At 38.0% G+C, this 15,311-nt stretch carries 11 protein-coding genes; 1 reads left to right on the top strand and 10 read right to left on the bottom strand.

What is annotated here, in order from left to right:
• Positions 1–75: 75 nt before the first annotated feature.
• The 9 genes from RBH95_RS16345 to RBH95_RS16305 all read right to left on the bottom strand — a co-directional run bounded on the left by RBH95_RS16345 (position 76) and on the right by RBH95_RS16305 (position 11,560).
• Positions 76–1,011 carry a 2-hydroxyacid dehydrogenase gene (locus RBH95_RS16345; RefSeq protein WP_307900631.1) on the bottom strand — a complete coding sequence of 312 codons (936 nt, stop codon included), beginning with the start codon at positions 1,009–1,011 and terminating at the stop codon, positions 76–78.
• Between the two features lie 8 nt (positions 1,012–1,019).
• Positions 1,020–2,393, bottom strand: a complete 1,374-nt coding sequence (mgtE, locus tag RBH95_RS16340) for a magnesium transporter (RefSeq protein WP_307900630.1) — start codon at positions 2,391–2,393, stop codon at positions 1,020–1,022.
• A gap of 11 nt (positions 2,394–2,404) precedes the next feature.
• Entirely contained in the window at positions 2,405–3,187 is a 783-nt protein-coding gene (gene rsmA / locus RBH95_RS16335; RefSeq protein WP_307900629.1) for a 16S rRNA (adenine(1518)-N(6)/adenine(1519)-N(6))-dimethyltransferase RsmA, read from the bottom strand.
• 71 nt (positions 3,188–3,258) lie between these two features.
• Positions 3,259–3,585: a DUF4286 family protein gene (locus RBH95_RS16330; protein ID WP_307900628.1), complete on the bottom strand. Its 327-nt coding sequence runs from the start codon at positions 3,583–3,585 to the stop codon at positions 3,259–3,261.
• A gap of 142 nt (positions 3,586–3,727) precedes the next feature.
• Positions 3,728–5,506: a tetratricopeptide repeat protein gene (locus tag RBH95_RS16325; RefSeq protein ID WP_307900627.1), complete on the bottom strand. Its 1,779-nt coding sequence runs from the start codon at positions 5,504–5,506 to the stop codon at positions 3,728–3,730.
• A gap of 395 nt (positions 5,507–5,901) precedes the next feature.
• Entirely contained in the window at positions 5,902–7,170 is a 1,269-nt protein-coding gene (gene serS, locus RBH95_RS16320) for a serine--tRNA ligase (RefSeq protein ID WP_307900626.1), read from the bottom strand.
• 43 nt (positions 7,171–7,213) lie between these two features.
• A complete protein-coding gene (locus RBH95_RS16315) occupies positions 7,214–8,527 on the bottom strand; it encodes an HTTM domain-containing protein (protein ID WP_307900625.1) in 1,314 nt (437 codons plus the stop codon).
• On the bottom strand, positions 8,520–9,452 hold the full coding sequence (locus tag RBH95_RS16310) for a bifunctional riboflavin kinase/FAD synthetase (RefSeq protein ID WP_307900624.1): 933 nt from the start codon (positions 9,450–9,452) through the stop codon (positions 8,520–8,522). The genes RBH95_RS16315 and RBH95_RS16310 overlap by 8 nt, the downstream gene beginning before the upstream one ends.
• Before the next feature lie 143 nt (positions 9,453–9,595).
• Positions 9,596–11,560, bottom strand: coding sequence for a M43 family zinc metalloprotease (locus RBH95_RS16305; RefSeq protein ID WP_307900623.1), 1,965 nt, complete (start codon positions 11,558–11,560; stop codon positions 9,596–9,598).
• A 483-nt stretch (positions 11,561–12,043) separates the two neighbouring features.
• On the opposite strand from RBH95_RS16305, the gene RBH95_RS16300 reads away from it, so the two are divergent.
• A complete protein-coding gene (locus RBH95_RS16300; RefSeq protein ID WP_307900622.1) occupies positions 12,044–14,587 on the top strand; it encodes a reprolysin-like metallopeptidase in 2,544 nt (847 codons plus the stop codon).
• A 50-nt stretch (positions 14,588–14,637) separates the two neighbouring features.
• On the opposite strand, the gene pth is transcribed toward RBH95_RS16300, so the two are convergent.
• On the bottom strand, positions 14,638–15,204 hold the full coding sequence (gene pth / locus RBH95_RS16295) for an aminoacyl-tRNA hydrolase (protein WP_307900621.1): 567 nt from the start codon (positions 15,202–15,204) through the stop codon (positions 14,638–14,640).
• Positions 15,205–15,311: the final 107 nt, after the last annotated feature.

Raw genomic sequence — 15,311 nt, 5'->3', positions numbered from 1 at the left:
TGGAATTCTGTCGTGTTATATGCAACTAAAGATAGTATAAAAAGTAGTAATTCTACCAGAGGAATGAAATGAGGTTTAGTAAAATTCAGCTTTGATTTTGTCAACAATGGTTTGTGCCAACTTCTCTTTACTTTCAATGGTCCAACCAGCAATGTGAGGCGTAAGTAGCACGTTTTGGGCCTGTATCAAGTATTTAAAGGCTTCGGGCATTTCTTCTAAAAACAGATTTTCAAAAGAAGCTTTTTCATATTCCAAAACATCCAAACCTGCACCCAATATGTTCCCTGTTTTTAGGGCATCTACCAAATCTTCGGTTACCACACTCTTGCCACGGGCAGTGTTGATAAACCAAAATGGCTTTTTGAATTTTTTAATGAATGCTTTGTCAATCATGCCTAGAGTGAGTGGTGTTTGTGGGGTATGCAGACTCACCACATCTACTTGTTTGCAGAACACTTCAAGAGGAACTTGTTCTGCATTGTTGTCGCCTACACCAGCTTGAATGTCGTAGCACAAGACATCTACTTCAAAACCTCTCAGTTTTTTTGCGAAGGCTTTTCCCATGTTGCCATAACCAATAATGCCTACGGTTTTTCCGTCAAGTTCCAAGCCTCTATTGGCTTCGCGAAGCCATTTGCCTTGGCGCACTTCAGCATCAGCTTTATTGAGGTTGTTGAATAGCGAAAGGAGCATCCCCAAGGCCTGTTCACCTACAGCGTTTCGGTTGCCTTCAGGTGCAGCAATTAATGAAATGCCTTTTTGCTCGGCATAATCACAATCTATATTCTCCAATCCAGCACCAACACGACCAATGAACTTTAAGTTTGTTGCAGTATCTAAAAATTGCTGGTCAATGGTAAATCTACTTCTTATGACGATACCTTCATAGTCCTTAATTTTGGATTCAATCTCGGTTTTTGAAGAGGAGTAATCTTCATGGTTAATGAATCCTAAATCATTGAGTTGTTCAATTAACAAGGGGTGATTGGTATCGAGGTGAAGGATGTTCATAATGGGTATTAAAAACCTAAAATCATTTTAGCGATTAGGAAGTAAATTAAGATTCCAAAAATATCATTACTAGTGGTGATAAATGGTCCCGTCGCTACAGCGGGATCTATACCACGTTTATCCAGAAATATTGGGATGAAGGTACCTACAAGCGCGGCAATTACAATAACGGTAATCAAGGCTACGCAAATGGTAATGGAGACCAAATAAGGGGTTCCAAAAAAGAAATGGCTAATTGGCAAAACAATCATGGCAATACCAACACCATTTACCAAGCCCAATAGGAATTCTTTGAAGAGGCGTCTTACTATTTTTCCTTTTACGGTGTCATTAGCCAATCCTTGTACCACAATGGCTGACGATTGCACCCCAACGTTTCCTGCTGTCGCTTGAATAAGCGGAACAAAGGATAGCAGGATGGTATATTTTTCCATGGCCGTTTGGAAGCCTGAAATGATGGTCGCTGCTCCCAATCCTCCAAACATACCTATTAACAACCAAGGTAAACGTGCTTTGGTCAATTCAAAGATGGTATCATCGGCTTCAACGTCTTGAGAGATACCGGCCGCCAACTGGTAGTCTTTATCGGCTTCTTCACGGATGACATCTACAATGTCATCAATGGTAATACGTCCCAATAATATCTGGTTGTCATCGACTACTGGGATGGCCTCCAAATCGTATTTTTGCATCACTTTGGCCACTTCTTCTACGTCTTCTTGAACATGGACATAATCCACGTTTTTAATGTAGATGTCGGCAATTTTTTGATCGCTTTTGGCGGTAATCAAATCTTTAAGCGAAAGACGGCCAATGAGTTTTTCCTGTTTGTCCACTACGTAAATGGAATGCACCCTAGTGACATTTTCGGCCTGACCACGGATACGTCGTAAACACCCTGCAACGGTCCAGGTGGCATAGACCTTAACGAGCTCTTTAGCCATTAAACCACCGGCAGTATCTTCGTCATATGCTAAAAGCTCAGTGATTTCTGCTTTGTGCTCTTCGTCTTCAATGTTGGATATTACCTCTTGCTGACGTTCTTCGGAAAGTTCTGCTAGAATATCGGCGGCATCATCGGTGTCGAGCTCTTCAATTTCTTCGGCAATTTCCTTGGCGGAAAGGTTTTTTAAAACTTTTTCCCTATTGTCCTCATCCAATTCCATCAACACATCGGATGTGGTTTCAGAATCGAGCAATTTGATGATATATATAGCCTCTTCCAGATCTAACTCATCTAGAATTTCAGCAATATCAGCATAGTGAAACTCTTTTAATAGTTTGCGCAGCTCCTTGTTGTTTTGGTCTTCAATGAGTTGCTCAACCTGTGCTATCAGTTCATCTGTCAGTTCAAATTGTATGTGCTCTCTATCTTCGGACAACGCGATCTATGTTATTGGTTTTCAATTAGGGATGTGAGTTCGATAAACTCTTGAACATTGATTTGTTCGGGGCGCTTGCCAAATATAACATTTGCTTTTAAATTATCTGAAGAAATGAGTGTTTTTAAACTGTTGCGCAGTGTTTTTCTGCGTTGTTGGAAAGCGGTTTTTACGACCTTAAAGAAGAGGGCTTCATCAACAGGTAGCGTGTAATTTTCCTTGCGTTTTAGAAGCAATACTCCAGAATCTACTTTTGGTGGTGGATTGAAAACTGTGGGCGGTACAGTAAATAAGTATTCGGCATCGTAAAAAGCTTGTGTAAGTACCGATAGGATGCCGTAAACTTTACTGCCTTCTTTAGAGCAAATTCGCAGCGCTACTTCTTTTTGGAACATGCCCGAAAATTCAGGAATCTGGTCTCGCATGTTCAATGCTTTGAACACAATTTGCGATGAAATATTGTATGGATAATTACCAATTATGGCGAAGGGCTCATTTCCAAAAACCTTGGTAAGATCATATTTTAAAAAGTCCTGTTCGATAACACGGTCTGAAAGGTGGAGATAGTGGCTTTTTAGGTATTCAACAGATTCCGTGTCAATTTCAATAACATGTGTGGTGATGTCTTTTTTTAAGAGGTACTTGGTAAGCACTCCCATACCTGGACCTATCTCAAGGACGTGTTTGTACCCTTGCAATGATAAGGAGTCTGCAATTTTTTCGGCTATGGACTCGTCGGTTAAAAAGTGCTGTCCTAAATGTTTCTTTGCTTTTACCTGATGTTGATGTGCCATAAACGCAATTGTTTTATAAGTATTTTACCGGAGGTGTAATGAATTAATTGGAGCTTTGCTTGGAACAGGAATTAACTAAAATCTACCGAATATTCATCAATGATTTCCAATTCGGTTCTAAAGGCAAGCATTTTATCGGCAAACCTTTTGAGTCCTTCATTGCGCAACTGCATGGCAAACACTTCATAGTATTCGTCCAATGCCTTTCTGGACAAAGCTCTATATTGAATGGAAAATGTGAGGCCCCCTTTTTCCTCTTCGACCAAAACCCTGGTTAGTTTTGCTTCTTTAAATTTTCCTGTGGCCAATACCTGTGGGATGTGTTCAGATTTTATCCATTCCAACCATTCTTCTTGTATGGTCTCATCAATATGTGTTGTGACGTTGTAGATAATCATAGTTTAGGTATTTTTTTGCAAATAACAGGAGTTCCCTATCATCTTCAAAGGCTTTTGTTCTTTTTTCATAAGATAAGCCTAATTTTTGTAATTCTAAGCGGATATCTGTGAATTGTTTGGTAGGAAAAGGAGGTGGGTGTAATTAATTGATAGCATCTCCACGAAGCATTCTAAATTTCTTTCTGGCTTCTACAAAATAGATGCTGTCTTCATGATTGAAAATGATTTTTTCGTAAAGCTCTTTTGCCTTTTCCGGTTGTCCTAGTTGGTTGGTGTAGAGTTCCGCTAAATAGTAGTAGGCATCATCTGCCAAAATGTCGTCGCGGTAATTGGCAATGATCACTTGGTAATTGTTGGCAGCTTTTTCAAATTGCTTTTTCTTTTCAAATAGTTGCGCTTGTTTGAACAAGGCTTGGTCTTCTATGCTTTCTCCTTTGTGTTCGGCAAGTATTTTGTCCAATAATGTTATGGCTTCGTCTGTTTTGTTTTGAAAGGCCATCAAATCGGCTTTGGCGTAAAGCTTAAGGGCAACATGAAGGGAGTCTTCGTATTTATTGTCTGAAATCAATAATTTAAGGTCTAACGCATCATTGGCTATAAGTTGTGACGTTGAGGATTTCAGGATTTTTAGTTGTGATTCGGCCCATTCAAAATCACCCTTGTAATAACTGGTCTTGGCTACATTAAAGCGAGCTTCTTGGGAGATAGTACTGTTTTTTAGGTTGGCCTGAATTTGGGAATAGAAAATCAAAGCCTCGTTGAATTTTTCCTGATACACCAAAATATCGGCAAGTTTTAATTTTACAGTAGCTTCTTGGAAATCTGAAAGCTCCAATTGAAGTGATTTTTTTAGGAATTTACTGGCGGTTTCGGGATCATGTTTGTAAAAGGCCAGAAAATTTCCATAAGCAATCTGAAGCGGAACGGTTTGCTCATAAATACCATATTCACCAAAAATGGCTTGATATTGTTCGTCTATGTTTTTGTAATCCTTGGGAGTGGCATTAATGGTTTGGATCTCCAAAAGAAATTGATGGGCTTTCAAAATGCTGGAGATATCTTGTGAATTTTGAAGAGTGTATTCAAAAATATCTGTAGCTATTTCATAATCTTTTTCATTCATGGCTACCAGGGCCAATTCCATGATACGATCCAGGCTCTCTGGGTTGCGTTTATATAGTGCTTTTTCTTGGGTAAAGGATTTTGAATAATCTTTTTCTTGAACATATAGCCAACTTAGGAGCTCGTACCAATAGACCTCTGGATTGGTTTGTATTTTTTTTAGCAGCAATTTTTTGAGGTGGACATTGTTTTCGTTGTCCTTGTTTTCAGAAACAAAATCGCTAAATGCTCTTTTGGCATTATTAATAAACTCTGGTTTATCTTCGATATAGTCAATATAATTGGAGAACATTTGCTCGACATTACCTTGTTCGCCATAAATGCGGGCCAATTGTATGTTGTAGTTATGGTCTGGATTAAGTTGGATGCCTCGCTTGTAAACAATAATAGCTTTGTCCAGTAGCGAATGTTCCTCAAACTTTCTGGCGATACTACTCACATAAATTGGACGCTCCTCTATCTTTTGAATGGCCTCATCATAATATTGGTCTGCTAGGGTTAGGCTGTCCTGTAATTGGTAATTGTAGCCCATTTCAATAAGTAGGGTAGGAAAGGAGCTTTTACTGATGCGGTCGGATAACATTTGGCCAGCCTTGTCATACTGTTCCAACTGTTGATAGGTCTCAACAATTTTGTAAAGGTATTTGGTTGAGCCCGGCTTCGCTTGGTCTAATTGTTGGTAGATAATAAGCGCCTTTTCAAAGTCACCTTGTTTAAAATAGTTGTCTGCAAGTTGCTCGCTTTGGGATAAAACCAAAGTACTCCATAGCGTGATAACAAGTAAAACTATCTTCTTCATAAGGCTAATTTATGTAAATATAAGCAATGAGGCTGCCACTTGTTGTGAATGTTTTGATAAAAAAAATGCCCGAACCCTAGGGTTCGGGCATTACCAGCCAAAATAAATGTGCTATTAATCATTATTTTTTAAAATGATTCAATTATTCTGCTGTGGCAATTTTTAATGCTATATGTGGGCTTTATGAAGTCCTTTATTAAAAGAAAATTTTACTTACCAACACAATAAGTGAAACAAGTATAATTATGCGTTTAAGATTTTTCATAAGTAGGTTATTTTAATCGCTGTACTAACTTCAGACTTATTTACAAAAAATCAAAATAAAACTACAAAAAATCGACGAATGACATGTTTTTTTTGCCTTTTATCGATTTTTTACAGTTTTTTCTTACTGATTATATTTTGTCAAATCCCGTGTATGGAATAAGTGCTTCTGGAATTTCTATACCGTCTTCGGTTTGGTAGTTTTCCAAGATGCCTGCCAATACCCTTGGCAAAGCTAGTGAACTACCGTTAAGTGTATGGCATAACTGTTTTTTGCCATCGGCATTTTTAAATCTTAATTTAAGACGATTGGCTTGAAAGGTTTCAAAATTGGAAACCGAAGAAATTTCCAACCAACGGTCTTGGGCTGTTGAGAAAACTTCAAAGTCATAAGTAAGGGCAGAGGTGAATCCTAAATCGCCACCACATAAACGTAAGATACGATATGGGAGTTTCAATTCTTTAAGAATACCTTTAACGTGTTCAACCATTTCCTCTAAAGCTTGGTACGACCTTTCTGGATGCTCCACGCGTAAAATTTCAACTTTATCAAATTGATGCAGACGGTTTAGACCTCTTACGTGTGCTCCATAACTTCCTGCTTCCCTTCTGAAACAGGGTGTATATCCTGTTAGGGCTATAGGTAGATCTGTTTTATTCAACATTTCATCTCTAAAAATGTTTGTTGCAGGGACCTCCGCAGTGGGTATCAAATACAAATTATCTTCCGTAACATGGTACATTTGGCCTTCTTTGTCTGGCAACTGACCAGTCCCAAATCCAGAGGCTTCATTTACCAGATGCGGTAATTGGTATTCGGTATAGCCTGCTTGGGTATTTTTATCAAGGAAGTAAGAAATAAGGGCACGCTGTAATCGAGCTCCTTTCCCTTTATACACGGGAAAGCCTGCGCCGGTTATTTTATTTCCTAATTCAAAATCTATGATGTCATATTTCTTGGCCAATTCCCAATGGGGTAAGGCGCCTTCTGGTAAAACGGGAACCTCTCCTTCACGGTATATTTCTTCATTGTCCTCATCGGTATTGCCAGCAGGAACAATTTTGTTAGGAACGTTAGGTATTTTATACAGTAACTGGTTTAGAGCTTCTGTGGTTTCGTTAAGTTGGTCAGAAAGTGTTTTTGAGTCTTCTTTCAACTGACCTGTTTTTTCCTTAAGGGCATTGGCCTCTGCTACTTTTCCCGATTTGAACAACATTCCAATTTCTTTGGAGATACTATTGGATTCAGCCAATATATTGTCCAATTGTGTTTGGAAACGTCTTCTATCCTCATCAAGGTTAAGGACGTTTTCTATCATTTCGGTGGCATCGATATTTCGTTTTGACAAACGTTCAATAATATCGGCTTGGTTGTCTCTAATAAAAGGTACTTGTAGCATGCTTTAAAATTTAAGCAACAAATTTAAGGAATTAGCTATAAAATCAATCTTGTTTTGAGGGCAAAATCCACGAGCTATGTTTGAAGGGTTCCCATGGTACATTGGCCAGATCTACATTAGGGTCTATAAGTTGCTGGCGAGGTTTTCCATTAACACTTACAAAGCAGGTAACGAATACTTGTACTTCAAATCCCTTATCGGCAAAATCTTTTTTGAGTCGTTGTGAAAACTGCCATATTATGTCGGGTTTTGCTTTTGCTCCTCTAATTTGTTTTTGAGTGAGGTAATCGGTAAGTCTAATGGGTAATTCTTTGCCTGTAGCTTTATCGATTACTTTGTAATTGGCCATGCCGCTTTTTGCTCTTAACATCATTCGCCAAGATAAACGGTGTCCTTCTTCGGTCCATAGTACATCGTCTTGTATTAAATGATGCCTTAACGGAAGTGCAATTTGAACCAAAAAGTACAGGACAAAGATACCTACAATAATTTTGTGGTACTTTGGAATGATGATGTCTCCTTTGTCATAAAACTTTTTGTTTTTTAGGAAAAGTTTTTGAATGGTTCTTGGATCAAAAAAGAAGAGATTGAAGGCTAAGGATAAATAGGGAAAAATACCAACTTGAAATACAAATGAGTTAAATAAGTGGAAAAAAACGGAAGCAATAAAGGCATATTTACGGGTTGGTTTCCAGAGCAAAAGAGGAATTACCAAACCATCAAACAAAATGCCTCCATAGGCTAGGCAGTAGTGAACCCATTTTTGTTGCAAAAGTTCGCCAACCAAAAAATAATGCTGTTTGGATTTTAAGATCAACCCAATGGCAGAACCATCGAGCCAGTCTGGGTATATTTTGGCAATAGAAGCATAGGTGTAAACAATGAATAGCTGCACCACGAAAATATATTTACACCATTGAGGCATCGAAGTACTTTTGATTTCGGGATGTAGCTTGGCATCCAATGAAACATATCTGTTGGCAGGTTGGATGACCATTATGGCACTAAGAAGTATCAACAAGTAATAATGGTTGTTATAGGATGACTTTTGCATAAAATAAGTTGCAGACCACATTAGGGTAAAAGCCAACATACTCCAACGGTATTTGTAGCCAAGCATAATGAAAAGACCAAATAGCCCCATAACAGCATAGTAGAAATACATGCCATTTCCGGGTAATGGTTGTAGCCATTCAAAACCAATAAATGAGAATGTGAATTCGGGGTCTATAAGGGTACGCTTGATCCATCCCGTGAAGATGGCACCAATACTTTCGCAAACTAATAGAAATCCAAAGATAACCCTAAATATTACTAGGGCACTATTGTCTATATGTTTGAATAAGGTTTTAGTCATTAATGTTGGCAATGAATTTAAGGGAATTTTCCCGATCCATTTTTAACTGCTCCTGTAATAAAGCCACCGACCCAAATTTTTGTTCATCCCTTAGACGGTGCAATAGTTCAACACGAACGGTTTTACCGTAAAGGTTTTCATCGATATCGAAAAAATGAACTTCGATGGATTGTTGTTTTCCATTTACTGTTGGGTTGGTGCCAATATTCATCATCCCAAAAACCGTTTGCTGGTTTGATTGTGATTTTACAACATACACTCCATTTTTTGGAATAAGTTTATACGCTTCCTCGATGTGAATATTGGCAGTTGGAAAACCAATTTGTTTGCCCAGTCCTTTACCTTTTGATATGGTTCCTGTTAAGAAATAATGATAGCCTAAATAAGAATTGGCTGTGGCTACATCTCCGTTGTTTAAAGCTGATCTTATTTTGGTGGAGCTTACGGCTACATTTTCAATATCTTCCGCAGAGATTTCTTCAACTTCAAAATCAAACTCCTTGCCGTAAGTTTTTAGGTTTTCAATGTTGGCGCTTCTGTTTTTTCCAAAACGGTGGTCGTAACCAATAATAATATGTTTGGCATGTAATTCATCTACCAGAATGTTTTTGACATAATCATGGGCTGATAAATTAGCAAAATCTTTGGTGAAAGATTTTATAATTAAATGGTTTAAGCCAGTTTGTTCTAAAATTTCCTGACGTTCTGAAATGGTGTTCAAGAGTTTGATGTTGGCATCTTTTTGAAGGACCATTCTAGGGTGTGGAAAAAAAGTGAGTATAACAGATTCCAATCCTTCCTTTTTAGCTGTTGTAATAAGGCGTTTGATAATCTTTTGATGGCCAATATGTACACCATCAAAAGTGCCTATGGTTATTACAGAAGGTTTATCTATATATGTTGTTGGAGAATTGTGCAGTTTCAAGCCTACTTTTTTGTGTAAAAATAGGTATTAAAGGCCTTAAAATAAAAAAGGAGGATTGATAATTTCAATCCTCCTTTTTTATGATATATACTTCTTTAGCCCTTTAATCAAATTTAATTACCAAAGAAGATTAATATAAGCGGTTATTTTTTGATAAATCGCAATGTTGTACTACTTGATTCTTTAGTAAGTTTTATAAAATACATGCCGTTACTAAACGCAGAAGTATTAATTGACAAGTCAGAACTATTTGTAATTGATTTTTGTAGAATAGACTGTCCAAGAATGTTAAATATCTCATACGAATCTGGAAGGTTGTTAGAGCTTCCCAAAGATATATTCAGTTGCGAACTAACAGGATTTGGGTACAAAGAAATAGCAGTTGTTCTAAAATAGTCTTCTGTACTCAATGTATAAGTGGATATTAATGTTTCTTCAGAATCACCGAAATCACTACCTGTATGGATCACGGTGTCGTCATCTGTGGTTAAAGTGTAGGAACCTCCTTCGTCTGTTAAACCATCTCCCCAAGAGTCTGTTATTAAAAAAGTGTAGCATTCATCAGCAATAACATCAAAGGAGTAATTGAATGTCGTATTCGAATCAAAATTTGAATAGCTTTCTGAATATAGAATTGTTCCTTCACTATCTCTGAACTCCCATTCAGTATCAGCTCCATAATCGTCAGTGACTAAAGTTAAATGAACTTGTGTGGTTGAGGCGTATGATTCTGCACTTGTGAACTGGTAGGATACAAAATTGTTACAGTCGCGCTGATCTAAGTTGTTGTTGGCAGTTGTTACCTCGGCATTATAATTGTGATCTCCTGCCGCGGAATTTATCAATGTAGGGAGGGTTATATCTTCAAATTCGCCATAACCCAATGATCCTGTCCATGAGTAAACTTCAGAGTCGGAACCATCGATATCGCAATTGATTTCTGCAGAGGTTAAGGTGCTTTCACCATAGTTTGTGATCCTTACGTTAGCAGAAACCGTTCCTGTGCAGGCATCCGTATCCATAGATCTTATCTCGATGGATGCATCGTCATTAACAGCAGCTAAGGCTGTGCAGGCATCGGAAGAGGTTGAATTCGGTCTGTTAGCAGAATTTTGTAATGTGGCCAAGATTCTCGCTTTTTGATCATTGGTAAAGACATTCATGCAAGCATCATTGGTGTAATCCATGTAGTTCTCTACCATATCGGGCATTCCACTTGGGAAGGGGCAAGAATCTAAATTTGAGGGGCATCCGTAATTTCCGGAAGCAACCGCAGGTGTGTCATCGCAGTAATCTCCATTTCCACTACAACCATTACCTGCACCATTACTTTCGAAGGTGTGATAGAGACCTAAATAGTGCCCTACTTCATGGGTCATAGTTCTTCCTAAATTGTATACACCAGGTATAGTTACTCCCTCCGCATCATTACTTCCAAAAAAGCGGTAGTCTGATACAACACCATCTGTGTTTGCTGGCCCTCCAGGAAATTGAGCATAGCCCAATAAACCATTGCTGCCAAAGTTAACAGACCACATGTTCATATATTGAGAAGCGTCCCATATGGTAGCAGGCTTTAGAACGGCATCGATGGTATTGGGGCTTGCCCATGTTGTGTTTATGTTCGACATGTCAATGCGATCTATTCCTGTAGTAACACAGCCATCTGGAGTTCTTGAGGCTAGGCAGAATTCTATTTCCACGTCTGCTCCGTCAGGGTGCGTGTTAAATCCATTGGTACCAGCCATTCTTCTGTAGTCCTCATTTAAAACTTGAATTTGTGACAGTACTTGTTCGTCAGAGATATTGGCCCCCGTTCCAATTGGTTCTCCATTATGGATGACGTGTACCACCACAGGTATGGTGTATTGAAGGCTACGTTGTCCATTTGAATTTTTGATTTGAGTTTTTAAGGTTTCAATTTTAGGTGCTAACCTATTTTCGTAGGTTTCGCTTCCCATCATATTTGGGTGCTTGTTTAGCAATTGTTGGTTGTGCTCGTCAGTTAAGCAAGTCCGGATTTGGGTAGTTTCGGGATTTTGTGCTTTTAGGAATGGCGATAGTGCCATACAGCCCCAAAGCATTAAGTTAAAAGTAGTTTTTTTCATTTTTTTGTAAAAGTGTAATGTTATGTTTTGAGGGGCCAAAATATAAAATATTGATGATAAAAGTGTTAAATGTTGAAGGAATGTAGTCTCTGGTTAGCTAAAGGTTATGGGTGGTTGTTTGCTGTTGGCAATTTTATTTTTGTTATCTCATGATAGGTATAGAAATGTTGTGAAAGTGTTTGATTGCTATAATGTCCTAGTAATAATAGTGTTAAAGTTAAAGGTTAATTCGGGGTATTTTTTTTGCTTTTGAGATTATATGATATATTCGCAGGAATTCCTAAAAATTGATTAATAATGATGTTAAATTACCTTAAATTTTTCTGGCTTTTGGTATTTGCACTAAGTAGCTCAGTAATGTTTTCTCAGTCTAGAAACACATATTGGGTCAGGGCAGATGTTAGAAGTTTGGAAACGTCTAAAAAAATACAAAGGGCTTCTCAACCCAATACATTCAAGGTTTTTACTTTAAATCTTGATAAATTGAAGGAGATTCTTGAAAATGCTCCCTTACGAGGTAGTATTTCAGGAAAATCCAATACTGTTATCGAATTTCCTTCAGCCAATGGAGAATTCCAGTCGTTCAGAGTCTTGGAATCTCCAATTATGGATCCTGTATTAGCAGCAAAATACCCTATGATTAAAACTTACAAGGCTTTTGGTATTGAGGATCCAACGGCTTCAATGCGTTTTAGTTTGACGCAGTTTGGTTTGCATGCTCTGGTGCTTTCAGGTAAACAAAGTACTGTATATATAGATCCTTATACGGAGGATCTTAAAAATTATATGGTCTATCAAAAAGTTGACTTGGGTCTTAATACACAAGATTTTTCTTGTTTACAGGAAGATGGCCTTTCTTTAGACTCAATTGATGACGGTGTGACTACGCAGCGAGTAGCTGCTGATGATGAAAAATTGCGTACCTATAGATTAGCCTTGTCTTGTACAGGGGAGTACGGTGCATTATTTGCTGGGTCAGGAGATGTTGCTACTCAAAAGGCAAATGTTCAGGCGCAAATGGTGATTACAATGAATCGTGTAAATGAAATTTATGAACGTGATCTTGCCATTACCATGGAATTTATACCTAACAATGATGAGGTGATTTATTTAAGTTCTTTTTCAGACCCATGGCAGGGAGAATATAATTTTAAAACAGCTGAAACCTTGGATGATGTTATAGGGGTGGCAAATTATGACATTGGGCATAATTTTAATACATCTGGGGGAGGGAATGCAGGTTGTATAGGTTGTGTTTGTGCTTCGTCTTCTCAATATAGTTTTCATAAAGGAAGAGGTTTTACCGGTAGTCCAAATCCTGTTGGGGATGCCTTTTATATAGACTATGTGGCTCATGAAATGGGGCATCAGTTTGGCGCATACCATACGCAATCAAGTGTACAGTGTTTCAGTGGAAATGGTGAAAGTGAAGTTGAGCCAGGTAGTGGTAGTTCTATTATGGGATATGCTGGTATTTGTTACCCAAACGTACAAAGTAATAGTGATGCACATTTCAACTATATTAGTGTCAAACAAATAACGGATAATGTTAAAACGGGAGTAGGAAATAATTGTGCTGAAGAAACAGATTTGGTAAATCAAGCCCCAGTAGCAAATGCTGGAAACGATTATGTAATTCCCGCTAGTACTGCTTTTGTTTTGACGGGTTCGGCTACCGATGTTGATGGTATTGAAACATTAACTTATAACTGGTCTCAAAATGATGCATCTCCTACAGGTAAGTACTCAACTCCTATGTCAACATGGACAACGGGTCCTGTGTATCGCTCTTTATTGCCCACAGATTCCCCTCAGCGCTACCTTCCAAAACTAGAAGATGTTTTGAATGGTAATTTAACACCAACATGGGAGGTGACCCCTTCAGTGTCTAGAGATTTGAATTTTGCCTTTTTGGTTCGTGATAATGGGAGTGGAGTTGGAAATGGAATCGGTCAAACGGACGCAGATTTAATGACTGTAACAGTGAATGCTGATGCAGGGCCCTTTGCAGTGACTTCTCAAAATGAAGAAGGTATTGTTTGGAATAGTGGTGAAACGGAAACTGTGACTTGGGATGTTGCTGGGACTACAGCAAACAATATCAATACTTCCCATGTCAACATCTTGTTGTCAACTAATGGCGGCGATAGTTTTGATATTGTCTTGGCGGAAAATACCCCTAATGATGGGCAAGAGGATATCGTTATTCCGGATGTTTTGCCATCGTTTTTTTGTCGGGTAATGGTGCAAGCGGTAGATAATATTTATTATGCTGTAAATTCTCAGGTGTTTGCTTTGGGGTATACCTGTGTGCAGTATGATTCTGGAGATCTAAATTTAGAAATTCCGGATGGTGTTGGAGCAAACAGCCCTGGAGACATTTTGTTAAGTTCTATTAATATTGAAGATTCTCAGGTGATTGAATCAATTAAAGTATACACAGATATTTCGCATAATTGGTCGGGGGACTTGTTTTTGGAATTGAGACATCCAGATGGGGAGACCGTAGTTACGCTATATGATAGAAATTGCAATGATGGACAAGATGATTTAGATGTGGTTTTTGATGATGAGGGAAGTGTCATTTCTTGTAGCAATCCTGTAAGTGGAGTATTTATACCAGAAACACCTTTAAGTACCTTCTCAGATTTGAATGCAGAAGGAGAATGGCAATTGGCTATAACTGATTTTTATTCTTCGGACCAAGGAACTTTAAACTCTTGGTATATTGAATTATGTGCTTTGACCAATAGTTCATTAGGAATTGATGAATTTGCAGCTAACGAATTCAATATATTTCCTAATCCTAATAAAGGAGAGTTTACTATTAAATTGAATTCTCATTCAGGGAATGATATTCAGGTGGATGTATACGATATTAGAGGGCGTTTGATATATGGAAAGGCTTTTGATAATTCATCGGATTTCAATCAAACTATAAGTTTGAGCAATGTATATTCTGGAATGTATTTGGTTACGGTAAATGATGGTGAACGCAGCGCGACCAAAAAGATTATTGTTGAATAGCGAGAAGAAGAAATAAAATAAAAAGGAGCGATTATTTAATCGCTCCTTTTTTATTTTCCATTAAAAGTGTTCATTGTATTGGTAACGCCTGCCAACCCGAATGAGTTGATCAGTTCGATGGATTTTGTCAGTCGCTCGGGAAGCTTTTCGGTTTCTTCAGGAGTCCATTCACCTAGAACATAATCCACTTGTCTGCCTTTGGCAAAAGCATCGCTAATACCAAACCGGAAACGATTGTATTTAGTGGTTTGCAATTTGTCCTGTATGTCTTTTAGTCCATTATGTCCACCATCGCTGCCTTTGGTTTTCAGGCGAAGGGTCCCAAATGGAAGATTTAAATCATCCGTGATTACCAAAAGGTTTTCCATAGGAATCTTTTCCTTGGTGAGCCAATATTGAACGGCTTTTCCGCTCAAGTTCATATAGGTGTTTGGTTTCAGAAGAATAAACTGCCTTCCTTTTAATTTGTAAGTGGCAATATCACCTAATTTTTGGGTTTCAAAAGTGAGGGATTCCTTGTCGGCTAAATAATCCAATACCTTAAATCCTATGTTATGTCGGGTTTCGGTGTATTTATCACCAATGTTACCAAGGCCTACTATTAGAAATTTTTTCATGGAATGAATGTCATTGTCTAAAACCGAAGTTTTTCTTTTAAAGAAATTAAAAAACAGTCTACACATACATGATTGTTTGTGTAAAAATAAAAAAGCATCTCACAAAT

Origin of the sequence: Mangrovimonas sp. YM274 (genome assembly GCF_030908385.1) — a bacterium.
Lineage (GTDB): Bacteria > Bacteroidota > Bacteroidia > Flavobacteriales > Flavobacteriaceae > Mangrovimonas_A.
This window is presented reverse-complemented; position numbering and strand designations above follow the sequence as displayed.